Consider the following 23,064-nt stretch of genomic DNA (forward strand, 5'->3'; position numbering starts at 1 on the left):
GCAACAATCCTACCAAGATACGAAGATCAACTTCAAAAAGAGCAAGGAATCCACAAGACGAGGAACGGAGCGTATACTTAATACGTGAGTACCACAGTACTTGTAGGATGACGTAGCCAATTTTTGAAGTTCATCGAGTACCCTTCACTCTACTCGAAACAGTCTGTATATACTTATTATTTGTAATTCTTTTGTAACGCCATTTACTACTCTTGGAAATACTAATATTATGATTAAATTTAATATTGTGATCTATATTTGGCCCTAACGGATCTTTTATCATTTGATAAGATTTAACTGTTTCTAATTTTAAATAAGCCGCCGCAAGTTTTTCCAATCTAGCCGGCAAAAGTAGATAAGCTTGCTCTGCTTTTAAAATATGAATATTATTATTCTCACTATTTATCTGTTTTACAACGCTACTTAATTGATAATCAAGAGTTGAGACTCGCTCCTTTATGCTAAACAAACTACATATTGCTATAATTGTTATCAATAATGTTAAATAGTGAAGCTTTCTTATACTCATAATTAATTACTCATATATCGCTTTTGCTGCTCGAAGTTTTGCCGATCTCGCTCTAATATTTAGCCCTACTTCTTTATCTGACGGTGCTAGAGCTTTGTTAGTAATAATCTTAAGCCATTTATTTGGATCAATTGTCATGTCGTCTTTAGCATATTTTGATCTTACTACCGGCTTTTCCGAATTTTCTTTAAAGAAATTCTTAACTATCCTATCTTCTAAAGAGTGAAAAGACACCACAACTAAACGTCCGTCTTTCTTTAATATATTTTTTACATTCACTAAAAACTGCTCTAACTCCCCAAGCTCATCGTTTACATAAATCCTAATGGCTTGAAAGGTTTTAGTTGCAGGATCAATTTTGCCTTTTCTAAATCCTATACTACTTCTAACAATCTCGGCTAACTTGCCTGTACTATCAATTCTCGCCGTTTTTCTATATTCTACAATTCTCTTAGCAATTCTTCGTGAAAAGCTCTCATCTCCGTATTTGTAAATTACGTCAGCTAGCTCTTTTTCCTCTGCCGCATTTACAAACTCCTCGGCACTAAGCCCTTGCCCGCTCATACGCATATCGAGTGGTCCGTCATGCAAAAACGAAAATCCTCTATCTGCTATATCTAACTGCATTGATGAAACGCCTAAATCCAGCACTATCCCATCAAATTTTTTTTCCTTAAGCTTTGCAAAACTATCCGCAAAATTTGTTTCTACAAAATCAAATCTCTCACCGTAATTTTGCTGAATTTCTTCGGCTCTTTTAATTACGTTTGGATCACGATCCAAGGCTGTGACATAACAGTTACAGCTTTCTAATATTGCTTTGCTATATCCTCCTGCTCCAAACGTACAATCTAAATAAGACTCACCGGCTTTTGGGCTTAAGGCCTCTAACATTTCATTTAGCATTACAGACACGTGAGATTGTATCACTAATGAGCATTCCTTAGAGTTAAGCGCTTTTCATGAGCAATTTTTTGAGCGGCATTTAAATATTTCTCAAAATTCTGCGGCTGCCAAATCTCAAAAATCACCCCTTTACCTACAAAACATGCTTGCTCTTCGATTCCTGCATGCTTCATTAAAGATTGCGGCAATATAATTCTTCCCTCCCCATCAAAGGAAAGTTGTACAGCTTCCCCGAATATCATAGTCTCAAACGCATCACGCTCCTCGGAATAAGGATCAAGCGTCTCTATCATCTGCCTTAATTTCTCGATATGCGAAATGCCGCACACCTCTATACAATTATTCCTAATCGACGGATAAGCAATTACACCGTTAAATAATTCTTTCCCTAGTACCGCACGGTAATTCGCCGGCACCGACACCCTACTCTTTTTATCAACACCATTTACATACTTAGATAAAAATACATTCATTGGTATAATTTGGGTTAATTTGGGATTTAATGGGAAATTATAGAATATTATAGGAATATCAAGGAGTCAAGGGTTTTTAACAAGGATGAATTAAATTATTAAGATGTCATACCGTGGCTTGACCACGGTATCCAAAAAAATAATTTAAAATACTAATATTAGTATTTTAGAATGGATTCCGCGATCAAGTCGTGGGATGACAGAGGGGGAATTGATCCACACAACAAGGCCATACAGGAATAACATCGAACCACACAACAAAGTTTAATCCAATGATTTTATGGATTTTTTAAAGTGATTTTCACCTTGAAAATTCATATTATTTAATATATTAATTTCAGATAAATGATTATAGTAATTTTATAGATAATTCTCTTGTTACCACTAAAGATATAGAAAAATTAAATGATACTACAAATTTCTATACCGGTTCAAGAATATCTAAAATTGTTGTGGTTGCTAATGAAAATCCTGAAGAGTTGGGACTTGAATTAGCTGGTGAAGTACATGAATAGGTTTCTTAAACATACTCAATAATGACCTATAAAACTATTTTAATATAGGTTAATTTAAAAAATATTGAATTATATTATGTTTTATTTGAAATAATTATTGATTAATGTTAATAATGATTTTATTTTTTACATAAATAAAGGTTAATTATGCCGCAACTTAAAATAGGTATTTTTAAAATACATAAATATTGTAAAAATATAAAAACTACAACTCAATCAAACTCTAACTATCCCCTAAAGAAAAAAACTACTGAAAAAAAAATTAAACCCCACTGTAAAATATAGAAATATGCTCCCAACCAAGATATTTGGACACCGGATACTGAACTTCTTGGAACAGATTATGACACATAATTATAAATCTAGCATTCTTGATATATATTGTGAACAAATGCTAAGTTTGAGCTTTAAAATCTAATTTATGTTTAATTTACCTATTGATAATATTATCGTATTCATATACCTAATATCTATTCTACTTATTGGTATATATTACCGAACTAAAAATAGTAGTTTTAAGAACTATGCAAATGTTGAAAGTAAAGCGCAAAATAGTAAGCTGTTATTAATAGCTACGATATTTGTAAGTTCTGTCGGAGGAGCCACCACTTTCGGCATTATGGAAAAGGCTTTTTTGGGGCATGAATATTATGCTTACGCTCTTATACTTACAATACCTATAGATATATTAATTGCAATCTATATAGTGCCTTTAATTGCCAAACATTACGGAGCTGAAAGCATCGGCGATATCCTAAGTACATATTACGGTAATATAGGTCGTTTTATCGGAGGGGTTAGTTCGGTTATCGTTTCAGTTGGGTTTTTGGCTGCTCAAATAAGCGTCAGCGGCTATATTTTTCAATATATCTTAGAAATAAATGATGTAAATGGGGTAATTTTAAGTTATAGTATAGTACTTATATATACTACAATAGGCGGTTTACAATCTATTGTTTTTACTAATTTACTACAATTTTTGGCGATGATAATCGCTATACCAACCATAACTTTTATCAGTTTAAATAAAATCGGTTTTGTAGATTTTATTAATAACCTACCTACGGAAAATGCAAATTTTGATCGGAGCAACCTACTTTCTTATACAATCGCAGCAGCTTTAAGTTTTAGCGTCATGAATCTATATCCTACATTTATTCAAAGAGCTTTAATTAATAAAAATCCTACGCAAACAACTAAAGCAATATATGCAAAATCCGCTATATATTTTTTCTTCTTGATTTGCATTACTTTAAATGGTTTAATTGCTTATAAGCTTTATCCAAACCAACCGTCAAATTTAGTATTACCTTATTTAATCAACCAAATCATCCCAACTTTAATTCAAGGGATAGTAATGAGTGGACTCTTAGCTGCCGTTATGTCTACTGCTGATTCTGATTTAAACGTTACTTCTATAGCTATTGTTAAAGATATAATCAATCCTATTTTTAAGGTTAAAAATCAGCAAAAATTATTATTAATTGCTCGAATTATTAACGTTATAATAGGAAGTGTTGCAATAATTGTAGCTTTAAAATTTAGTAATGTAATTGACTTAGTAGTATTCTTCACTGGTTTCTGGGGACCGGTAACATTAGTACCGTTAATAACAACGCTTTTTGGTATCAGAACATCTAAAACTATAATGGTCTTATCATCACTTGGCGGAGCAGCTATCTTCTTAATATGGGAATATTATTCTTTATCGTTGCAATATTTCAACCTTAGAGGAGTGTTTATAGGGACAATGGTGAGTCTTGTGATATTTATTCTAGGATGGTGGTATTCTAATGTCATTACGAAGAAAGTCATATAAAATATATTATCTATTTACTTGAAGTTTTAAATAATTTAATATGTTAACTCAAGATTAATAATTGAATTATGAGGATTTTATGTCTAAGCAAAATAGTATTGAAGGAAAATATAGCATAATAATTCCTATTGAAGACAAGAATGGGAGAATAAAATTTAAGCTTAAATTCACGTGATGACGTTAATGGCAGCACTTTAGCTGATATAGCTACGTATTCAGAAAATATGCGTAATATGTATTACTCTACTAAGCAAAAAAATTATGCTGTTAACTCTTTAATGACAGGAACTTTAAATTATTCTATTCATAGTACAATGACTCCATATTATCCTGACTTAACTAAATTTAATATTAATGATTTATCTCAGAATGATGAACCTAAATTAATAGGCAAAGCATACCAAGAACTTAAAGATCCTATTGAGGATATAAAAAGCTAGCCTTATTGCATGAATCCAGAAACCTGCTCGATGTCATTCCTGCGGAAGCGGGAATTCAGTGACAAGTAGGAAAATCGAGCTTTTAATTTTTTAAATTGAGTTATAATATTAGTTTTTTCTGTGCAAAACATTAAAAATCATCTCAGCAAGTAACTTGTTAATACCATTTACTTTAGCAAGCTCATATATGGTTGCGTCGCATACTGCTTTATACGAACCGAAATAATGCAGTAATGCTTTTTTTCGAGTTTCACCTACGCCCTCTATATCGTCAAGGCGTGATATTTTTATAGCACGTGATCTACCTAGTCTATGATTCTTTATGGCAAAATTATGTGCCTCATCTCGCAAGATTTGTAAATATTTCATAACCGGCAAATTCTTATCTAGAGTAAATACTTCCTTACCTATCACATGGAACTGTTCAAAACCGGCATTTCTATCTACTCCTTTTGACATACAAACAAAAGGAATATTCATTTCAAATTTATCCATCACCTCTTTAACGACGCCTAAATGCCCTTTGCCGCCGTCTATAATCATTAAGCTTGGCAATTTATGCGGCTCTTGCCTTAACCTTGTAAGCCGCCTTGTTAGGACTTGCCGGAGCATCTCATAATCGTCACCTTTTATGTCACCCCCGCAGTTCTTGATGCCATTCCCGCGAAAGCAGGAATCCATTAACCTTTTTGGATCCCCGCTTTCACGGGAATGACATACGAGAGAGGGAGCATAGACATTAAAAACCCGATATTCTTTTTTATCAAAACCGACTTTACCAGCAACTACCATCACTCCAACCGCAAACTTACCTTGAATATGGCTATTATCATAAATCTCAATTCTTTCAGGAATTTCAGAAAGACCAAATAGCTCTTTAATTTCAAATATAATCTCTTGATTTTTTGCAAATTTCTTCAAATACTGCTCTAGAGAAAATAAAGCATTTGTCTCAGCATTTTGAACTAATTTAGCCTTACCGCCTTTATTAGGTACTGTAATATTAAGCTGAAGTATATTGTTGATTTTCTTAATCGCCTCTATCACATTCTCTTTATCATTAATTTCATGATTAATTATAATTGCCGCAGGCACGTGTTGTTTTTGGTAAAATTGTAATAAAAAATATTCTAATACTTCTTCTTTGGTACTATTTTCGGTAGAAGTAGGAAAATAAGGAATATTACCGCATGCTTGCCCTGCCCTATATAAAAACACTTCCACGCAATAATGCCCGTTCTTTTCCACAATAGCGATTATATCTGCATCTTTAACGACATCTGAAACCCCTGCCTTAAGCTGCACATAACTAAGTGCTTTAATGCGATCTCTAATTTCTGCCGCCTCTTCAAAACGCATCTGACTACTTAGCTCTTCCATCTTTCTAGATAGGTTCTCTTGGAGTTCTTTAGTGCGACCTTGTAAGAAATCTTTAACCTGAGTTACTAAGTCTCTATAGTCTTCCTTGTTTATTTTCCCGACGCAAGGAGCATAACAACGTTTTATTTCATATTGTAAGCAAGGACGAGTACGTGAATTAAAGTAATTATCCGTGCAGGAACGTAATTTAAAAATTTTTTGTAGTTCGGTCAAAGTAGTATTAACTTCCACACTCGAGGCAAAAGGACCAAAAAACTTCCCGTCACTTAGAGTTTTACCTCGATATTTTAGTAATTGTGGGAAATCATGCTCTAAACGTAACTTAATGAAAGGAAAAGACTTGCAGTCCTTAAGAAGAATATTAAATTTCGGCTGAAATTTCTTGATTAACTGTGCTTCTAAAAGTAGTGCTTCAACTTCGGAATTAGTGATGCTATACTCTAAAAAACAAGTATTTGCAATCATCCGAAGCGTCTTATTATCTAAATTGCTTTTAATGTAATTAGTAAGGCGTTTCTTTAAATTTTTAGCTTTACCGACATAGAGAACTTGCTTGTTAACGTCAAACATTCGATAAACCCCTGAACGTTCAGGAGCATCTATAAGTTTAGATTTAATTAACTCACTTCCGGTAATTTCTAGGGTCATGTGTATAGTGGTCCTTAGCTAAAAGCCGAAATCCAGAAAAAATAACCTTAATATTGATATAAAAATTACACATTAAACCTAAAAAAACAAGTTTTTTATAGGTTTTACTGGATTCCTGCCTTTGTGGGCATGACATGGAAGAGTGCACCATGCAACAATAACCTTCAATTCCCCGTTTTATTATACGGATTGTCATTTGCGACTTTAACATTCACTATTTTTCGTGTATTGTCATCAAAGAAAAAGGTTATTTTAAACTCATCTCCTACATTTAAATCTACTTTTGGGTCATAAAGCATAATATGCATGTCACCGGGCTTAAAATCAACATTAATATTACCGGCAATTAAAAATGGATAATCCACTTTTACCATTTTACTAACCCCTTGATCATTAATTGTTTGATGAATTTCTATTCCACTTATCTTATCTGAAGATATATTCACTAAATTATAACTCTTACTTCTACTATTTATTAATGTAAAATACATAGCAGAATTGCTAACTTTACCTTGCACATTTGTTGTAGGTCTTGCCCAAGGCTGTGCAAAGTAAACGGCTGCCTCTGCAGGTAAATCATCGGGCTGATCAGAAGAAGAATTTGTAGAATTAGGATTTTGAGCTGTTTGGTTATCAGCATAGTTTACTGCACAAATTAAAGTTATAAAACTAATTAGTAATGTTTTTAGCATAATAATACCCTTAATAAATTAAAATGAAATATTAACATAGATTAAATATAAATCTAGTTTTTTAAAAGATATTTTTTGTACACTTCTTTTCATCACTAATTGCCAGCATAGAAACAAGAGGCGTATCTAGCCAAGCCGCTTTTAAAATATTTGCCGGTTAAATTTTCGGTCCTCCCATTATTTTAGAGACAGCATCTCGCAAACCGCTACTTGACTCATAACCCATATCAATTTGTGTATTCATGACCGATTCACCCATGCGCATTTGCTTCATCGCAATACCCATACGCCTTGCTCTCGCATATTCTACAAACGTCATACCAAAACGTTTTTTAAATTGGCAACGTGCTGTAGAAGCATCTACTGATAGCTCATCACAATCACTATCTTTCCATCTTTTAGCAGGATTAAACTCAATAGCATTAACAAGAGTACAAACTAAACCTGAAGCTTCGCCAAGTATGTGAAAGAGCTTGCAACGCTGACCAGGTCTATATGAAGTATGCCAAGCTTCTTTAGCAGTTTTATAAAATTCACAATTTCAAATTTAGGTTTCCGTGCAGGACAAGTCAGTCTACAAAATACTCTTGTTATTTTAACCGCTACAAAAAAGATATTTTCATATCTGTCATCTTTATTAATTAATGCCTGATAATATTCTTGTCTTTGAAGCTTATTAAACATATTAATTTATCCTATAATATAAATTTATAATTATATTATATGAACTTTTTAAAACTCCTGTAACCGAAATTCAGGCATTGATTTTTTATTTAATACTTCTGTCTCTCATGCTCGATAAGCCATTTTTTGCGATCTAGCCCTGAACCATAACCGCCAAGCTTACCGTTATTATTGATGATGCGGTGACACGGAATAATTATAACAAAGTTATTTGCTCCATTAGCATTTGCAACGGCTCTATAAGATCTTTCCATACCTATTAATTTAGCTTGGGTAAAGTAACTTCTTGTTTCACCATAAGGTACATTCATTAGTTCTTGCCATACTAATTTTTGAAATTCGCTTCCTAAAAGATATATCTGAGTATTAAATTTTTGCAAAGTACCGCTAAAGTAAGATTTAAGCTCCTCTTCAATTGATATAATCGGTCTAGTGCGATCTTCAGTAATAGCCGATTTTGTGTTAATCTTAAGTCTTTTAATTTTATACTCTAATCCTTTACTTTCAACAAAATCGAGCAAATAAAGCCTCTCTGTATCACTAATTGCCAGCATAGAACCAAGAGGCGTATCTAACCAAGCGGATTTTAAACTCATTATTTTACCCTAAATATGATTTCTTAATATTATAATATTGATTTTTTATTTAACAATTTTATATTTTTAAAACTAACAATTTATAGGTAATCACTATGATAAAAGCTCATGTTTTTAAATATTCGCAGGTAATTTTAACCAAGAGGGAACTCGCTATAATAACATTTAGCAAATACAGCGGACTAAGTATACCGGATATTGCTACTATGGCAAAAGAAGAAGAAAAACTAACGGAATAATAGATCAGTATAAAACCGGTAAAATAACTACCGCAAAATTTCGTAAGAAAATGAATGAGCTTATACAAGAAAAAAACGGTAATCCTATACGAGATAATGAGGTATTTGATAAAGGCTGGAATGCTATGTGCAAAATAGAACCTGAAAAGCTAACAGAGATATATAACTTACAACACAGACACATAAATATCCACATTATAGGCAATACAAACGAATTACAGTATAATTATATTCAATAAAAAATAGAAAAGGCCCCAAATCAACCCACCATTTCTTATACACTTTCATACAAACTTGGTAACTCAGGTGAGAGAGAATTAAAACATTATACAAAACATTTTTTAGCAGCTCGCGATTATGAACCGGTATGGCATATGGAAGCTCAAAATGACTATGACCAAAACACTTTAGACATATTAGGAAAATATTACAATAATACGACTAAAGATATTATAAATATTGATAGCTTAAAAATTCTATAATAGCGCATTATGCAATAATTCGCTATTTGCGTTATTTAAGCCAAATCATTTAGCTTCATGATCTTTAGCAAAATCAATTAGGCTTTCCACAACATCACTTAAATCTTCATTATTAAAGTCAATCCTCATTTCTTTTTTAACAACATCAACAAAATAATCATCAAGTGAATTTTGCATTTAAAATGGAAGTGTTTTTTGTCCAATGAACAATTATTTCCTGCTTAATGATGTCATAGGTATCAAGAGCAATTTGCATGGCATTTTCACACTGATTTTGATCTTTTCGATTCTGTAAAAAGCTATTATTGTTTTGTTAGTGCCGAGTTCACTTGGCACATCATTTTTAAATTCAGCTCTTATTTTTTAACTCTATTTAAAAGATCACTCTACGATAAACGTTTATTATGATGCTGTATTATTGTGTTATTTATTAAGGGTAGAAAATTTTTGATAAAAGGCAGGATCGATATTGATATAATCCTTAATAGTATCTTGTATTTGATTAGCCATATCCATGACCGAATGTTAACCGCTTCAGTTTTAGTAATATGACCGGCAATAACATACTCATCAAGCAACTTCATGACTTGAGCGGTATATATTTTTTATCCGGTTTTTCTTTATAACGCTTTTCCACTCTCTCTTTGAGCTTATTAAATTTTATTCATATTGTAAATTAACTTGTTCTTTTTCTTCATAAAATTCATAAGAATTAGAAGCTATAGACATCAGATTTTTCAATTTATTCAACAAGAAATAAAACTTATTGCGTATAACTTTATCGGCTAAATGCTGTTCGAGCTGTTCAGAATCCAAATCGTTAGGCACTTTATAAAAATATTTTTAATTTCTTGTAGTAACGGAAAAAATGCTTTCAATGTATCATATACAAAAAATATAGCATCTTCTAAATCTTCTCTATCAAAATTGTTTAAACCATAATTTTCATAAAATTGATGTGCTTGTTTTAATTGATTCGATAACCCTACATAGTCAATTATGTAACCATATTCTTTAGTTTTCCCTTTTTCTTCAAATAGACGATTCGCACGAGCAATTGCTTGTAAAAGATTATGCTCTTTTCATTCTTTGCATATGTAAATAACGACATTACGCGGTGCATCAAAACCGGTTAGTAATTTTGAAACTACAATTAAAATTTCAGGATCATCGGAACTTTTAAATTTTTTAATAATTCTATTATTGAATTTTGCTCCATATTGTTCCCTCATGTTTTTTATAAATTTATCTACTTCATTTTCGCTTTCAATATCTTTATAACCGTCCCGGTCATCAGTAGCAGATATAACAACTTCAGAACTTACTTGTCCTATATCATCTAAAAATTTTTTAAAACGAACGACAATTAATCTAGAAGAAGCTATTAACATACCTTTTAAACCTGTGCCTTTAAACGTTTTTAAATAGTGCGTTGAAATATCAAATGCTTTGGCATAAATAGCTTCCTTTGTTTGAGCAAGCATCTTTGAGCAACTGCATCTTGTTTTCAAAGCTGCTTTTTTTTCTTTATTTAATCCATTAGTAATCATATCAAAATCTTGTATTACGTCCTGCAAACTCTCAACTACTAAACTATTTGTAGTACTTACTCCCCTTGATACCTACATACCAAATCTTACAGAGTCAAGATTTGGTAAATTTTTCTTTAAGTCTACCAGCGATGTGCCTGCTACTAGCTTTCTTATATCGTCTGCTATCTGCATAGTCTGAGTACCTAGCTGGTATAAATTTAATGCCTGCTCTAGAACATCAAGCCATTACGTACCATTTTTATGTATTAAGTGATTGGCAAGCTTTGCAGTGTAGCTTAAATCTTCTTGCATGCCAATATGTATTGTATGCCAGCTTGCATTGTAGTAGATAGAGGATTTAGCTGTCATTGCCTATTATATCGACTTCGTCCTCTAAATAAGAAGCTATATGATATTTTAAGGTCAACAGACATTAGATTCAGGATTGGACTTTCTGCTAAAGACTTGTCTACTAATTTAAAAATGGAGTATGATCTTTAAAAGGATTTTCAGTTTGATCAGAGCTATAAAAAAGCTTATAATTTTGTCCTATAAATAAATTTAATGCCTCTTTATCTATTGCTTTATATTTATCTGCAATCTCCTTTATTGCTTCTAGCGTATAATTATTAGATAAAATTTTAACAAATTCTTTATGAGATAGACTAGTTATTTTTGCTAACGTATTTATATCTTGGAAACTCATTTTATCTTGATAATGATTTGTAAAAGTATATTGCTCATTTTCATAGGTGTTAAACTTTGCAATTTTTATAGAAAAATCCTCATCTACAATCAATTTAAAAGGGCTGTTATTAGCATTTATTTCTAAAGCTCTATTAGTTATATTAAAATTAACACGTGCATTATTTATGTCTATACTACCTAAGCCATTATAGTAATTCATAGTATCGGTGATACCTAAAAAATATTACTATTAGTATCTAAACTAAAAGAATGAGTAATATTATCACCTACAGTAACGCCAAGCCAACTATCAAGACCCATGCTTGCTGCTCCCTTTGCATTTATATTTTTTGTTGTGCCACTCATATTATGTCCTTATTTTTTTATTAATTTATAAAAAAATAAGTCGTACTTAATAATTTATTATTCTCTTCACTGCTATAATTACTGAGTTCTAGCAAAGCTTCATATATTTCTTTCTCAAGTAAATAGTCACCTCAACTTTTGAGTATGTAGATTATTATTTTTGCCTAGATTCTGCTGTTGTAAATACTTCCCATAACCAATAATAGTAGGTACAGAATATTTTTTTAGCAAGACATGGAGCGAAAATTAAAACAAAAGGAACATTCAAAGTTTTTACTAAATTTCAAAAAGCCTTGAAACCCTTATCGGAAGTGGTGGAGGCAAAGGGAATCGAACCCTTGACCCTCTGCGTGCAAAGCAGATGCTCTACCCCTGAGCTATGCCCCCGATTATTTATTAGCGAGGTTTTTGGAAGTGAAAATATTAAGATAAGCTTTTAACTAATCCCCAAGGTAATGGCTGACCATTGCTCCCTACGACTAAATCTCCGGAAGATTCATATTCGGCAGCTAGAAAAGACTTTTGAGCAGCAATAAGCTTGACCGGTTTGATTTTCTGACCGTTATGAAAATATTCTTTAGCCTGTTCCCTAGAAGTCGGGTTATTTTTGGAAGCTGTTTTTGCTTTAGACATATACTATTAACTTTTTCTTAAACTTGTGAAGAATATAAAACTTTTTCCTAAACTTGTCAATAACTACCGTGTCGATAAATAGACATTACCTAGAAAAAGTTGATAATTTGAAAAGTTGACGTCATTACGAGGAAAATTACAAAATAATTGACGAAGTAATCTAGTAAAATGCGTAGCATTTTTATTATTTTTCTGGATTGCCACGCTCCTTACAGTCGCTCGCAATGACGATTTGGTATCCATGCAACAGGAGCCTACAGCCGCTTACAATGACGGGGTATCAACGATTTCTAGGCAATGCCTATAAATATGTTAAGATATCTCAAAATATCATTATTCTTCCGTTATTACTTCACTTTCACCGACAAATGCTATTGTACATTCTACTTTTGCGTTGATATCAGCACCATATGATACTAACAGCTTATATATTTCATCATCCTTAATATCTTTAGAAGTACATCGAACATTTTTAGCAACCGCATGCAAAGGTATTCCTCCGGATTTTCTTTGATCCACCTCAGCTCCGTTCTTAAGTAATAGTTTTGCTACATTAAAGTGCTTACTGCTGCATATAAAGGTGATCCTAGCCAAGCTCCTCGTTCCCGTTTACTGCAGCGCCTTTTGATATTAGATATTCTGCTACAATTTCCGTGACGTGCAGCTGAATTTCAAGGAGTATTCTTCAAAATATCACTACACATATTAACATTTGCTTTTTTTTCTTCAACTAACCATTTAGCCAACTTTTAGTGCATTATTTGTAGATACCGCAAATAGTTCAGTAGTAGATACTGCACGTAATTCATTTAAACTCCTTACTAGGCCCACTTTATCAAGAGAAAAATAGACTCTTTTAAAACATTTTCAAAGCTACATTGTTTTACATAATGTTCTATATCTTGCACTACTACTCTATTTGACTTTAGCAACAGAGTTAAATTACTATTTAATAGTTCTTTTATCATATTCTACTCATTTATACTTTGTATTTCTTAAAGGTGATAAAGATCTCATTGTCATTCCTGCAAAAGGCTTGCTTGGATACCCAAATCGTCATTGCGAGCAGCCGTAGGCTGCGTGGCAATCTTATGAAATAATAACAAACTCCTGAGATTGCTTAGTCAATTGCTATGCAATTTCCTCGCAATGACGATTAGGAAGTCACGCAGACAATACTGAGAACTCCTACTTATTAATCCTTGCCGTATGGTAACCGTTAGGTAGATAACGCACCCAATCACCTCTTGCAAAAGAGCCAAAGATAATCATAGCGATTTTATCTTGTGCACTATCTAGAATTTGCTACACTATAAAATTAAGCCTAGCTTGGATTTTTAGAGAACGCTGATGTAAAGTGGTATTCATTATAATACCCTACAATTTTTAAAAAGGTTTTATTGTCTTAAGAATTAATGGCTTGTTTTATGTCATTCCCGCGAAGGCGGGAATCCAGAAAGTATAAAAATCTCGAAGAATTTTTACTTTTTCTAAAAATGTAAAGAAATTGTAAGAAATAGCTATAACCTTTTGATTTTTTCGAGTTTTGCTGGATTCCCGCCTTCGCGGGAATGACATAGAGTAAAAATCGTAGGGTATTATAGGTGTTCATCTATTCATTTGCACCATGACAATATTTATATTTCTTGCCTGAACCGCACGGACATAGCTCATTACGAGATACCCTACCCCAACTAGTAGGATCGTCAGGGTTTCTATCTTTTGGATCAATGCGTGATACGACTGGTTTAAGGTCAGTCTCAAGGCTACTTCCTGCGTTATATTTACTAAATGCCGGATCTGCCCGACTCTCACACATATTTTTCTGAAGTTTTTTATACTCAAGCGAAACATCTTCTTTTTGAACATTTTTTAAGTCAATATGGAAATGGTATACGGTTTGAATAAATAATTCTTTTAAATTATTAAGCATCTGCTCGAATAAGTTAAATGCTTCTCTTTTATACTCACTAAGAGGATCTTTTTGGCCATAAGCTCGAAGAGATATGCCTTGTCTTAAATGATCTAAGCTATATAAATGATCTTTCCAAACTTGATCAAGGGTAGTTAATAAAATATATTTCACGGCATTATGCATTAACTCGCTACTATAGGCTTCTTCTTTTGACTTATATATATCATGAGCCATTTGTATAACGGTCTTCGTGATTTCTTCTTCCGTTACATCATTTTTACTTACTACATTATGATCAAATTTTATAGAAAAAACACGATGTAATTCTACGCTTAAATTCTCTATATCCCAATCTTCTCTATAAGAGCCTACCGGCATGAAAGTTAATACTATCTTTTTGGCGAGTTCCTCAGTAGTACTATTTAAGAAACCGTGACTATCTTTAGATTTAATAATTTCAGTACGTTGCTCGTATATTATCTTACGTTGGTCATTCATTACATCATCAAAACGTAATAAATTTTTACGCATTTCGTAGTTATGTCCTTCCACTTTTTGCTGCGCTTTCTCAAGTGAACGACTAATCATTGGATGGTGGATAGCCTCTCCGTCTTTCAATCCAAGTGTTCTAAGGACTCCTGATATACGATCTGATGCAAAAATACGCATTAAATCGTCATCAAGCGATAGGAAAAACTTAGTTTTACCAGGATCACCTTGTCTACCTGATCTTCCTCTTAGCTGATTATCTATCCTACGGCTTTCATGCCTTTCCGTACCTATCACAAATAAGCCGCCTGCTTCAATAACCTGCTTCTTTTCTTCGGCAATTTGAGCTTTTATTTCAGCTATTTTAGCTTCATAATTATGTTCTTTATCCAGCTGTTCTATTAACATTTCAGGATTACCGCCAAGCATAATATCAGTACCCCGCCCTGCCATATTAGTTGCAATCGTTACTGCCTTAAACCTACCTGCTTGAGCAATAATAAAAGCTTCCTGCTCATGAAATTTGGCGTTTAATACTTTATGAGGGATGTTTTCTTTATTTAAAACGCTTGAAAGTTCTTCTGACTTTTCTATGCTTATCGTACCGACAAGTATAGGCTGTCCACGATCGTAACAATCCCTAATTAGCTTTAAGATAGCATCATATTTTTCTTTTTTACTACCGTAAATTTCGTCATCAAGGTCAAGCCTTGTAACTTTATTATGGGTTGGGACTGCGACCACATCGAGATTATATATATCTTTTAGTTCCGGTGCTTCGGTCATAGCCGTACCGGTCATACCCGATAATTTAGGATAATTACGAAAATAATTTTGGAAAGTAATAGATGCTAAAGTTTGGTTCTCATTTTGAATTTTCACATTTTCTTTTGCTTCTAATGCTTGATGTAACCCTTCCGAATATCTACGCCCTTCCATTACACGACCGGTAAACTCATCAATAATCATTACTTTACCTTCACGCACCAAATAATCTACATTAACAGTAAACATATTATGAGCTCTTAAGGCTTGGTTAATATAATGTACTAAAGTTAAATTCTCAAAATCATATAAACTGGTATCTGGTTTTATAATATTTTCTTTACTTAAAAGCGATTCTATATGTGTAATGCCGGTTTCCGTTAAATTGATAGTTTTTAATTTTTCGTCTTTTTCAAAATCACTTGCATTAAGCAGACGTACTATTTTATCAATTTTACCGTATAATTCTGCATTATCATTAACCGGACCCGAGATAACGAGCGGAGTTCTTGCTTCATCTATCAAAATCGAATCAACCTCATCGATGATAGCAAAATTAAAAGGACGCAGTACCCGCTCCTGCAAGCTATACTTCATATTATCCCTTAAATAATCGAAACCGAGTTCATTATTTGTTGCATGAGTAATATCGGCGTTATAGGCGGCTCGTTTTACCTCATCAGGCATACCACCAACAATACATCCAACCGATAAACCTAAAAAATTGTAAATTTTACCCATGGCAGCAGAATCACGGCGTGCTAGATAATCATTTACGGTTACAACATGTACACCTTTTCCAGTTAAAGCATTTAAGTAAGCAGGAAGCGTTGCAACTAAGGTCTTACCCTCACCGGTACGCATTTCGGTAATCATGCCTCGATGTAATATCAGGCCACCTATAAGCTGAACGTCAAAATGACGCATACCGCAAACTCTTTTAGCTGCTTCCCTAACTACCGCAAACGCCTCATATACTATATCGTCTAAAGTAGCTCCGTTTTTAAGCTTTTCTTTAAACTCCACAGTTTTATTCTTCAACTCCTCATCTGATAATTTTTGTATAGCAGGTTCAAGCGAGTTAATTTTTGTAATTTCAGAAAATAGTTTTTTTACAGTACGATCATTTGCAGTACCGAAAAGTTTTTTTAAAATAGAAAGCATTAAAGTCCTTATGATATTTTTAGTATTTTAGTACTTAAATATAGGTATTTTTTATAAAATTATCAAATGTTATAATTTTATTTAAATGAATAATTTTTTACTACAAATATTTGTAAATTATTATTAATAAATAAAATATTCTCAAATAGCTGTTGACGGTTATATATTATTTTTATAAAATTTAAGCTTATATTTAACACAATTATGAGTCATAAATGAAAAAATTATCTGTTATATTTTTATCAGTGAGCATGCTTTCCGGTATTGCTTTTGCTGATAAAGACAAGGTAGTTGCTACCTATAAAGGCGGTGAAGTAAAAGCATCGCAAATTATGAAAGAATTTAAGCCTCAGCTTAATCTTCAATCAGGTGAAACAATCAAAAATTTTGATGATTTTCCACCACAAGATCAGGAAAAATTAATAAAAATTTATGTTAATAATCTTTTGTTAAAAGAAGAAGTTGCTAAGTCAAATATTACTTCTTCTAAAGAATTCCAAGAAAAACTTGAAAATGCAAAAAATCAATTAGCTCAACAAGAATTACTAGCAAACTACATAAAATCTAACATTACAGATAAGATGTTTGATGACGAATATAATAAATATGTCGGTAATCTTAAAGGTAAAGAACAAATAAAAGTTGCTCATATTTTAGTTAAATCTCAAAAAGAAGCTAATGATATAAAAACCAAATTAAGCAAAGGCGGAAACTTTACTAAGCTTGCAGAAGAGTTATCTCTTGATAAAGCTTCAGCTGCAAACGGCGGCGTTATCGGTTACATTCTACTAAATCAACCTGGGCAGTTAGTACCGGAATTTGAAAAGAAAGCTTTTGCTTTAAAAGTAAATGAAGTTTCAACTCCTGTAAAAACCGATTTCGGTTGGCATATTATCAAAGTGCTTGAGAAAAAACCTGTGCCTATTCCAACAAAAGAAGAAGCAAAAGTAACTATTGATAATATATTAGCTGCAGAAGTACTAAAGAAATATATTGCTGATTTAGAAGCTAAAGCTAATGTAAAAATCATGTTACCTAAAGCAGACAGCAAAGCCGGATCGTAATTTATATTTTGTCATTGCGAGAGCGGGCATTCCCCGTATACCAAGTCGTCATTACGAGGAAAAACTGTAAGTTTTGACGAAGCAATCTCAGGAGTTTGTTATTACTGCATGAGATTGCCAAGTCGCTTCGCGCCTCGCAATGACGGTTTGGGTATCCATACAACAATGCCTCCGCGGGAATGAAATAGGGTTCACACAGTAACACGCCTCTACCCACGAATAACATTATAACTACTCTCAATCACAGCAAATGCTACACACACAGGATAATCATCAGCAAGAGAAAGGTGAATATTAAAAGGAGAGAGTTTGTTTGTATAGTTTGAGCTAACTTCTACTATAGGCTTACCTAAATCATTATTTAGTATAGTAATATCTTTAAAATTTATACCTTGACCTATACCGACTCCAAAGGCTTTACTAACAGCCTCTTTAGCAGCAAAACGCTTGGCTAAAAAAGCAGCATGGTTTATTTTTCCCAACAAAGCAAACTGTTTTAATTCCTTTGAAGTTAGAATTTTTTTAGCAAAAAGTTCTGGATATAAATGTAATATTTTTTCGATTCTAGGAATTTGTACTATATCAGTACCAACACCGATAAGCATTTACTTATCGGTTTCATAATCTTCGCCATTCTCATCAATAAAGATTTGATCATCTAAATCAGAATAATCTTCCCCGATATAAACTTCAGGTAAATACTCAAATTTTTCTTCTACAGCTTCTGATTCATCTTGATTAACAAGCGGCTCTATCATAGTTCTTGTACGCAGACTATTTATTAAATCTTGTTCTAACTGAGCTACCGATACTTTTCCGGCAGCAATTCTACGTAATGCGATAACAGGAGGCTTATCAAGCTTTTCTTTTTTGATGTGATTAGTTTCTACTTTATAATTTAATAATTTAGCATATCTTGTTGCTAGGACAACAAGCCGAAACCTATCCGGTATAATTTTATTACAATCTTCTGCTGTAATTCTTGCCATAATTTTTCTCCGTTAAAAATAGTATACTATAAATAAATAGGAAACGAATATACGCAGATCAACTTCAAAAAGAGCAAGGAGTTGACAAGGCGAGGAACACAGCGTATACTTAATACGTGCGTACTGCAGCTCTTGTAGAACGAACGACTTAGCCCATTTTTGAAGTTGATCGAATATATTATACCCTTTTTATATCTGCACCACAATTACTTAATTTTTTTTCTAAATCTTGGAAGCCACGATCTAAATGATATATTCGGTGTAATACGGTTTTGCTATTAGTACTAAGACCGGCGAGTATTAGCGATACCGAAGCTCTAAGATCACTTGCCATAACTTCTGCGCCTTTTAACATTTCTACACCTCGAACAACCGCCTTATTACCTCGTACTACTATATCTGCTCCCATTCTACATAATTCAGGAACATGCATGAAACGATTTTCAAAAATATTCTCGGTGATCATTGAAACACCGCTACTAAGCGTCATAAGGCTCATAAATTGTGCTTGCAAATCAGTAGCAAAGCCAGGATAGGGATTAGTTTCTAAATCCACTGAATTTAACTTCCCTTCATAAGTTACTTGAACTCCGTTATTGATCGGCACGACTTTTATACCCGTTTCGATAAGTTTTAAAGCTATATTTTCTACAATATGGTAATCAATCCCACAAATTTTTACATCACCTTTAGTAATAGCTGCCGCAAACATATAAGTACCGGCTTCAATACGATCAGAAAGTACTTTATAGCTCGCTTTATTTAAAGAATCCTTGCCTTTAATTGTTATTTCGCTAGTGCCGATACCTGCAATATCGGCTCCCATTGTGATAAGACAATTACATAAATCAACTATTTCCGGCTCTCGACCACAATTAAAAAGCACAGTTTCCCCCTCTGCTAAAACAGCTGCAAGTATTGCATTAATCGTAGCACCTACGGAAACTTTATCAAAAACAAAATGAGTACCTTTTAAGCGTCCTTTACTTGAAGCGTTAATATAACCGTCTTCTATTTCAATCTCAGCTCCCATAGCTTTTAATACAGCAATATGCAAATCTACTTGCCTTGCTCCAATAGCACAACCACCCGGAAGCGATACTTTTGCTTTACCGTATTTGGTAAGCAAAGGACCAAGCACCCAAATCGATGCTCTCATTTTACGGACTATTTCATAATCTGCAGTAAAGTTATTTATATTTTTGGTATCAATTATAAGCTCAAATTCATCTTGATGTTTTATTATTTCAATATCTGCCCCGTGACTTCGGAGCAAATCTTTCATAGTACTAACATCCGTTAACTTTGGAACATTAGTAATATGCAGTTTATCGGTAAGAATAGACGCTGCCATAATAGGTAGCACGGCATTTTTAGCACCGCTAATATTAATACTACCTTTCAGAGGTGTACCACCGTGAATAATCAATTTGTGCATAAATTATTTTGATAAAATTGTAACGTCATTGCGAGGAAAAACTGATTAAATTGTCATACCGTGGTCAAGCCACGGTATGACACCGATTATACTACACATCCAAATTCACGACATTCAACGCATTTGCTTGGATAAATAACCTGCGAGGTTCAACAACATCACCCATTAAAGTAGAGAAAATGCCTTCTGCTTCATCAATTTCTGCAACTCTTACCTGAAGCAAAGTTCTTTTTGTAGGGTCAAGAGTAGTGTCCCATAGCTGGTCGGAATTCATCTCACCAAGACCCTTAAAACGCTGAATATTTATACCTCTTTTTCCGCATTCTATAATGGTATTTAACAACTGACTCGGTGTTAAAATATCGAATTCCTGACTTTTCACTATAAGCTTTAATTGCTTACTAAATATATCAAAAATCGTTAAAGCAAGCTTTGATATTTGTACAAACTCAAATGATTCTAACTGCTCTTTCAATAATATTTTACTTTCTTTTAAACCCCTACTAAAGCGGAAGAACTCTATTTTATTTTCATGTTTTAAAACTTCCCAATTAGTCTTATCAGGCGAATCTTCTAAGCTATTTAAAACATCTAAAGCTTTTTTAAGTCTTAAATCACTTTCAGGATCAAATATTTTGTTATTAAGTAAGTCATTAATAGCAAGAATTTCGGTAATTGAGCGATTAAATTTTTTGCTAGCATGGTCAAGTAAGCCGTTAAACTTAACCACTTTATTAATTAGCTCTTCTAAATTATCACCCACTAACTGCTCTTTATCGTCTAGAATTAAGGTTGCATCATTAATAGTTGATTTGATCAAATAATCTTGCAGCGCTTGCTCATTCTTTAAATAAAACTCGGCTGCTCCTTTCTTTACTTTATAAAGCGGTGGCTGAGCTATATATAGATAGCCTTTATTTATTAGCGCAGGCATATGACGATAGAAAAACGTGAGTAATAAAGTTCTAATGTGCGAGCCATCAACATCAGCATCGGTCATAATAATAACTTTATGGTATCTAAGCTTTTCTAAGGAAAATTCTCGTTCAACACTAATTCCAAGCGCTGTAATTAACGTACCGATTTGGTCCGAACCGAGCATTTTATCAAATCTTGCACGTTCAACGTTCAAAATTTTACCACGCAAAGGCAATATAGCCTGAATTTTGCTATCCCTACCCTGCTTTGCAGTACCGCCCGCAGAGTCCCCCTCAACAATAAACAATTCTGAAATAGCAGGATCTTTTGCATGGCAATCTGCAAGTTTACCTGGTAAATTCGAAACTTCTAAAGCTGATTTTCTTCGAGTGAGTTCCCTTGCTTTTCTAGCAGCTTCACGAGCATTCGCAGCTTCCATAATCTTAGCTATAATTGCCTTAGCTTCTGCTGGATGCTCTTCAAACCACTCAAGAACCTTTGTATAAACGGCATTCTCAACAACCGGTCGTACTTCGGAGCTTACTAGCTTATCTTTTGTTTGAGAAGAGAATTTAGGATCAGGGACTTTAACGGCAAGCACACAACATAGCCCTTCCCTAGTATCTTCACCGCTAAAGTAATTTTTAGCTTTTTTATTAAGACCCGTAGTATCAAGATACGAGGTAATAACACGTGTTATCGCTGATTTGAAAGCACTAAGATGAGTTCCGCCATCACGCTGCCTAATATTATTAGTAAAGCATAAAATATTTTCATGATAAGAATCGTTCCAATGCATCGCAAGCTCAAGGCTTATACCGGACTCAGCATTCTCCGTATTAACTACTATACATGGATGGATAGCGTGCTTCGCTCTGTCTATATATTTTACATAAGCTTCTATACCGCCTGTATAATAAAACTCTACTTCTTTCACTTCTTCAAAGCGATTATCGACGAGTAAAATCTTTACGCCTGAATTTAAAAAAGCAAGCTCACGAAGACGATGCTCTATAGTGCCAAAATCAAATTCTATATTAGTAAACGTTTCTACAGACGGAAAAAAAGTAACTTCCGTACCTTTTTTATCAATATTTTCTTTGACAACCGCAAGCGGAGCTTCCGTTATACCATTATTAAATCTCATCAAATATTCCTTATTATTACGCCAAATACGCAGCTCAAGCCATTCAGAAAGAGCATTTACAACCGATACACCAACACCGTGTAGACCGCCTGCAACCTTATAAGCGTTCTGGTCAAACTTACCGCCTGCGTGAAGTTGAGTCATAATAACTTCAGCTGCCGATATTCCTTCTTCTTCATGAATTTCAACGGGTATACCTCGCCCGTTATCGGATACGGTTACTGAACCGTTTTTATTTAATGTTACTCGTACTAGATCGCAATAACCAGCAAGCGACTCATCGATAGCGTTGTCGACTACTTCATAAATCATATGATGTAGACCCGACCCGTCTCCAACATCCCCGATATACATTCCCGGTCTTTTTCTTACGGCTTCAAGACCTTTTAAAACCTTTATGGAATCAGCACCGTATGATGATTCGTTAAATTTTTTTTCAATTTCCGACATATTATATATTTGGCTCTATTACTTGTTGCTAGAAACAATAAAAATGACTATAACGTAACTTATTAAAATAGTAAAGTTTCTTGATTTAAAATTAGCGAGATAAC

General features: G+C 33.4%; 25 protein-coding genes, 1 tRNA gene and 1 pseudogene. 5 read left to right on the top strand and 22 right to left on the bottom strand.

Going from position 1 to position 23,064, the window contains the following annotated elements:
* Nucleotides 1-130 precede the first annotated feature (130 nt).
* From RSA_RS04315 to mraZ, 3 genes are read right to left on the bottom strand one after another with little or no spacing between them, the layout of a single operon-like run.
* A complete protein-coding gene (locus tag RSA_RS04315; RefSeq protein WP_014364846.1) occupies nt 131-529 on the bottom strand; it encodes a cell division protein FtsL in 399 nt (132 codons plus the stop codon).
* Nucleotides 530-535: 6 nt separating this feature from the next.
* A complete protein-coding gene (gene rsmH / locus RSA_RS04320) occupies nt 536-1,459 on the bottom strand; it encodes a 16S rRNA (cytosine(1402)-N(4))-methyltransferase RsmH (RefSeq protein WP_012262480.1) in 924 nt (307 codons plus the stop codon).
* A complete protein-coding gene (gene mraZ / locus RSA_RS04325; protein WP_012151025.1) occupies nt 1,459-1,908 on the bottom strand; it encodes a division/cell wall cluster transcriptional repressor MraZ in 450 nt (149 codons plus the stop codon). Before mraZ ends, rsmH begins: the two co-directional genes overlap by 1 nt.
* Before the next feature lie 936 nt (nt 1,909-2,844).
* On the opposite strand from mraZ, the gene RSA_RS04330 reads away from it, so the two are divergent.
* Both RSA_RS04330 and RSA_RS04335 read left to right on the top strand, forming a co-directional pair.
* Complete coding sequence (locus tag RSA_RS04330; protein ID WP_014364847.1) at nt 2,845-4,242, top strand: sodium:solute symporter family protein; 1,398 nt, start codon at nt 2,845-2,847, stop codon at nt 4,240-4,242.
* Between the two features lie 224 nt (nt 4,243-4,466).
* Nucleotides 4,467-4,682: a hypothetical protein gene (locus RSA_RS04335; protein ID WP_014364848.1), complete on the top strand. Its 216-nt coding sequence runs from the start codon at nt 4,467-4,469 to the stop codon at nt 4,680-4,682.
* Nucleotides 4,683-4,790: 108 nt separating this feature from the next.
* On the opposite strand, the gene uvrC is transcribed toward RSA_RS04335, so the two are convergent.
* The 5 genes from uvrC to RSA_RS04360 form a co-directional block, all read right to left on the bottom strand.
* The gene (uvrC, locus tag RSA_RS04340) at nt 4,791-6,710 is read right to left on the bottom strand and encodes an excinuclease ABC subunit UvrC (RefSeq protein ID WP_014364849.1); all 1,920 of its coding nucleotides are present in this window, start codon (nt 6,708-6,710) and stop codon (nt 4,791-4,793) included.
* A gap of 164 nt (nt 6,711-6,874) precedes the next feature.
* The gene (locus tag RSA_RS04345; protein ID WP_014364850.1) at nt 6,875-7,402 is read right to left on the bottom strand and encodes a copper chaperone PCu(A)C; all 528 of its coding nucleotides are present in this window, start codon (nt 7,400-7,402) and stop codon (nt 6,875-6,877) included.
* A gap of 157 nt (nt 7,403-7,559) precedes the next feature.
* A complete protein-coding gene (locus tag RSA_RS09580) occupies nt 7,560-7,721 on the bottom strand; it encodes a cysteine methyltransferase (RefSeq protein WP_075807919.1) in 162 nt (53 codons plus the stop codon).
* 119 nt (nt 7,722-7,840) lie between these two features.
* On the bottom strand, nt 7,841-8,086 hold the full coding sequence (locus tag RSA_RS09000) for an Ada metal-binding domain-containing protein (protein ID WP_014364851.1): 246 nt from the start codon (nt 8,084-8,086) through the stop codon (nt 7,841-7,843).
* Nucleotides 8,087-8,175: 89 nt separating this feature from the next.
* On the bottom strand, nt 8,176-8,682 hold the full coding sequence (locus RSA_RS04360; RefSeq protein ID WP_012151035.1) for a methylated-DNA--[protein]-cysteine S-methyltransferase: 507 nt from the start codon (nt 8,680-8,682) through the stop codon (nt 8,176-8,178).
* Nucleotides 8,683-8,777: 95 nt separating this feature from the next.
* Here RSA_RS04360 and RSA_RS09005 point away from each other — a divergent pair, with 95 nt between their 5' ends.
* Both RSA_RS09005 and RSA_RS04365 read left to right on the top strand, forming a co-directional pair.
* The gene (locus RSA_RS09005; protein WP_012151036.1) at nt 8,778-8,921 is read left to right on the top strand and encodes a hypothetical protein; all 144 of its coding nucleotides are present in this window, start codon (nt 8,778-8,780) and stop codon (nt 8,919-8,921) included.
* A gap of 50 nt (nt 8,922-8,971) precedes the next feature.
* A complete protein-coding gene (locus tag RSA_RS04365) occupies nt 8,972-9,160 on the top strand; it encodes a hypothetical protein (protein WP_014363129.1) in 189 nt (62 codons plus the stop codon).
* A 288-nt stretch (nt 9,161-9,448) separates the two neighbouring features.
* Here the strand turns inward: RSA_RS04365 and RSA_RS10035 are convergent, their stop codons facing one another.
* The 10 genes and pseudogenes from RSA_RS10035 to secA all read right to left on the bottom strand — a co-directional run bounded on the left by RSA_RS10035 (nt 9,449) and on the right by secA (nt 16,954).
* Nucleotides 9,449-9,580 (bottom strand): hypothetical protein, encoded by a 132-nt coding sequence (locus RSA_RS10035; RefSeq protein ID WP_012151039.1) that lies wholly within the window; start codon nt 9,578-9,580, stop codon nt 9,449-9,451.
* A 483-nt stretch (nt 9,581-10,063) separates the two neighbouring features.
* The gene (locus tag RSA_RS09010) at nt 10,064-10,231 is read right to left on the bottom strand and encodes a hypothetical protein (RefSeq protein ID WP_014364853.1); all 168 of its coding nucleotides are present in this window, start codon (nt 10,229-10,231) and stop codon (nt 10,064-10,066) included.
* Between the two features lie 254 nt (nt 10,232-10,485).
* Entirely contained in the window at nt 10,486-10,953 is a 468-nt protein-coding gene (locus tag RSA_RS04375) for a type I restriction enzyme subunit R domain-containing protein (RefSeq protein ID WP_014364854.1), read from the bottom strand.
* Nucleotides 10,954-11,407: 454 nt separating this feature from the next.
* Entirely contained in the window at nt 11,408-11,842 is a 435-nt protein-coding gene (locus tag RSA_RS04380) for a hypothetical protein (RefSeq protein WP_014364856.1), read from the bottom strand.
* Between the two features lie 14 nt (nt 11,843-11,856).
* Nucleotides 11,857-11,988 carry a hypothetical protein gene (locus RSA_RS10040; protein WP_016728225.1) on the bottom strand — a complete coding sequence of 44 codons (132 nt, stop codon included), beginning with the start codon at nt 11,986-11,988 and terminating at the stop codon, nt 11,857-11,859.
* Between the two features lie 312 nt (nt 11,989-12,300).
* Nucleotides 12,301-12,375: transfer RNA gene (locus RSA_RS04385), tRNA-Ala, on the bottom strand.
* Between the two features lie 36 nt (nt 12,376-12,411).
* The gene (locus tag RSA_RS04390) at nt 12,412-12,621 is read right to left on the bottom strand and encodes a hypothetical protein (RefSeq protein ID WP_004998070.1); all 210 of its coding nucleotides are present in this window, start codon (nt 12,619-12,621) and stop codon (nt 12,412-12,414) included.
* 333 nt (nt 12,622-12,954) lie between these two features.
* Nucleotides 12,955-13,140: an ankyrin repeat domain-containing protein gene (locus RSA_RS04395; protein ID WP_049796665.1), complete on the bottom strand. Its 186-nt coding sequence runs from the start codon at nt 13,138-13,140 to the stop codon at nt 12,955-12,957.
* Nucleotides 13,141-13,827: 687 nt separating this feature from the next.
* A pseudogene (locus RSA_RS09585) lies at nt 13,828-13,989 on the bottom strand (nucleotidyltransferase); the annotation flags it as partial.
* 244 nt (nt 13,990-14,233) lie between these two features.
* On the bottom strand, nt 14,234-16,954 hold the full coding sequence (gene secA, locus RSA_RS04400; protein WP_014364858.1) for a preprotein translocase subunit SecA: 2,721 nt from the start codon (nt 16,952-16,954) through the stop codon (nt 14,234-14,236).
* A gap of 215 nt (nt 16,955-17,169) precedes the next feature.
* On the opposite strand from secA, the gene RSA_RS04405 reads away from it, so the two are divergent.
* On the top strand, nt 17,170-18,018 hold the full coding sequence (locus RSA_RS04405; protein WP_014364859.1) for a peptidylprolyl isomerase: 849 nt from the start codon (nt 17,170-17,172) through the stop codon (nt 18,016-18,018).
* Between the two features lie 209 nt (nt 18,019-18,227).
* Here the strand turns inward: RSA_RS04405 and acpS are convergent, their stop codons facing one another.
* From acpS to gyrB, 4 genes are all read right to left on the bottom strand, one after another.
* On the bottom strand, nt 18,228-18,623 hold the full coding sequence (acpS, locus tag RSA_RS04410; protein ID WP_012262491.1) for a holo-ACP synthase: 396 nt from the start codon (nt 18,621-18,623) through the stop codon (nt 18,228-18,230).
* Nucleotides 18,624-19,007, bottom strand: coding sequence for a DNA-directed RNA polymerase subunit omega (gene rpoZ / locus RSA_RS04415; RefSeq protein ID WP_014364860.1), 384 nt, complete (start codon nt 19,005-19,007; stop codon nt 18,624-18,626).
* Nucleotides 19,008-19,185: 178 nt separating this feature from the next.
* The gene (gene murA, locus RSA_RS04420; protein ID WP_014363133.1) at nt 19,186-20,445 is read right to left on the bottom strand and encodes a UDP-N-acetylglucosamine 1-carboxyvinyltransferase; all 1,260 of its coding nucleotides are present in this window, start codon (nt 20,443-20,445) and stop codon (nt 19,186-19,188) included.
* 91 nt (nt 20,446-20,536) lie between these two features.
* Nucleotides 20,537-22,960 (bottom strand): DNA topoisomerase (ATP-hydrolyzing) subunit B, encoded by a 2,424-nt coding sequence (gene gyrB, locus RSA_RS04425; RefSeq protein WP_014364861.1) that lies wholly within the window; start codon nt 22,958-22,960, stop codon nt 20,537-20,539.
* Nucleotides 22,961-23,064 lie beyond the last annotated feature (104 nt).

The organism is Rickettsia philipii str. 364D (genome assembly GCF_000283995.1).
Taxonomy (GTDB): Bacteria; Pseudomonadota; Alphaproteobacteria; order Rickettsiales; family Rickettsiaceae; genus Rickettsia; species Rickettsia rickettsii.

What these genes read in the sequence shown, in the direction of transcription:
- RSA_RS10035 (WP_012151039.1), bottom strand. Translation starts at nt 9,580, where the DNA reads ATGCAAAATTCACTTGATGATTATTTTGTTGATGTTGTTAAAAAAGAA.
- gyrB (WP_014364861.1), bottom strand. Translation starts at nt 22,960, where the DNA reads ATGTCGGAAATTGAAAAAAAATTTAACGAATCATCATACGGTGCTGAT.
- RSA_RS04330 (WP_014364847.1), top strand. Translation starts at nt 2,845, where the DNA reads ATGTTTAATTTACCTATTGATAATATTATCGTATTCATATACCTAATA.
- rpoZ (WP_014364860.1), bottom strand. Translation starts at nt 19,007, where the DNA reads ATGGCAAGAATTACAGCAGAAGATTGTAATAAAATTATACCGGATAGG.
- RSA_RS04335 (WP_014364848.1), top strand. Translation starts at nt 4,467, where the DNA reads ATGCGTAATATGTATTACTCTACTAAGCAAAAAAATTATGCTGTTAAC.
- RSA_RS04390 (WP_004998070.1), bottom strand. Translation starts at nt 12,621, where the DNA reads ATGTCTAAAGCAAAAACAGCTTCCAAAAATAACCCGACTTCTAGGGAA.
- secA (WP_014364858.1), bottom strand. Translation starts at nt 16,954, where the DNA reads ATGCTTTCTATTTTAAAAAAACTTTTCGGTACTGCAAATGATCGTACT.
- RSA_RS04345 (WP_014364850.1), bottom strand. Translation starts at nt 7,402, where the DNA reads ATGCTAAAAACATTACTAATTAGTTTTATAACTTTAATTTGTGCAGTA.
- murA (WP_014363133.1), bottom strand. Translation starts at nt 20,445, where the DNA reads ATGCACAAATTGATTATTCACGGTGGTACACCTCTGAAAGGTAGTATT.
- RSA_RS04315 (WP_014364846.1), bottom strand. Translation starts at nt 529, where the DNA reads ATGAGTATAAGAAAGCTTCACTATTTAACATTATTGATAACAATTATA.
- RSA_RS04405 (WP_014364859.1), top strand. Translation starts at nt 17,170, where the DNA reads ATGAAAAAATTATCTGTTATATTTTTATCAGTGAGCATGCTTTCCGGT.
- RSA_RS09000 (WP_014364851.1), bottom strand. Translation starts at nt 8,086, where the DNA reads ATGTTTAATAAGCTTCAAAGACAAGAATATTATCAGGCATTAATTAAT.
- RSA_RS09005 (WP_012151036.1), top strand. Translation starts at nt 8,778, where the DNA reads ATGATAAAAGCTCATGTTTTTAAATATTCGCAGGTAATTTTAACCAAG.
- RSA_RS09580 (WP_075807919.1), bottom strand. Translation starts at nt 7,721, where the DNA reads ATGACGTTTGTAGAATATGCGAGAGCAAGGCGTATGGGTATTGCGATG.
- RSA_RS10040 (WP_016728225.1), bottom strand. Translation starts at nt 11,988, where the DNA reads ATGAGTGGCACAACAAAAAATATAAATGCAAAGGGAGCAGCAAGCATG.
- RSA_RS04360 (WP_012151035.1), bottom strand. Translation starts at nt 8,682, where the DNA reads ATGAGTTTAAAATCCGCTTGGTTAGATACGCCTCTTGGTTCTATGCTG.
- acpS (WP_012262491.1), bottom strand. Translation starts at nt 18,623, where the DNA reads ATGCTTATCGGTGTTGGTACTGATATAGTACAAATTCCTAGAATCGAA.
- mraZ (WP_012151025.1), bottom strand. Translation starts at nt 1,908, where the DNA reads ATGAATGTATTTTTATCTAAGTATGTAAATGGTGTTGATAAAAAGAGT.
- RSA_RS04365 (WP_014363129.1), top strand. Translation starts at nt 8,972, where the DNA reads ATGAATGAGCTTATACAAGAAAAAAACGGTAATCCTATACGAGATAAT.
- RSA_RS04375 (WP_014364854.1), bottom strand. Translation starts at nt 10,953, where the DNA reads ATGATTACTAATGGATTAAATAAAGAAAAAAAAGCAGCTTTGAAAACA.
- uvrC (WP_014364849.1), bottom strand. Translation starts at nt 6,710, where the DNA reads ATGACCCTAGAAATTACCGGAAGTGAGTTAATTAAATCTAAACTTATA.
- RSA_RS04380 (WP_014364856.1), bottom strand. Translation starts at nt 11,842, where the DNA reads ATGAATTACTATAATGGCTTAGGTAGTATAGACATAAATAATGCACGT.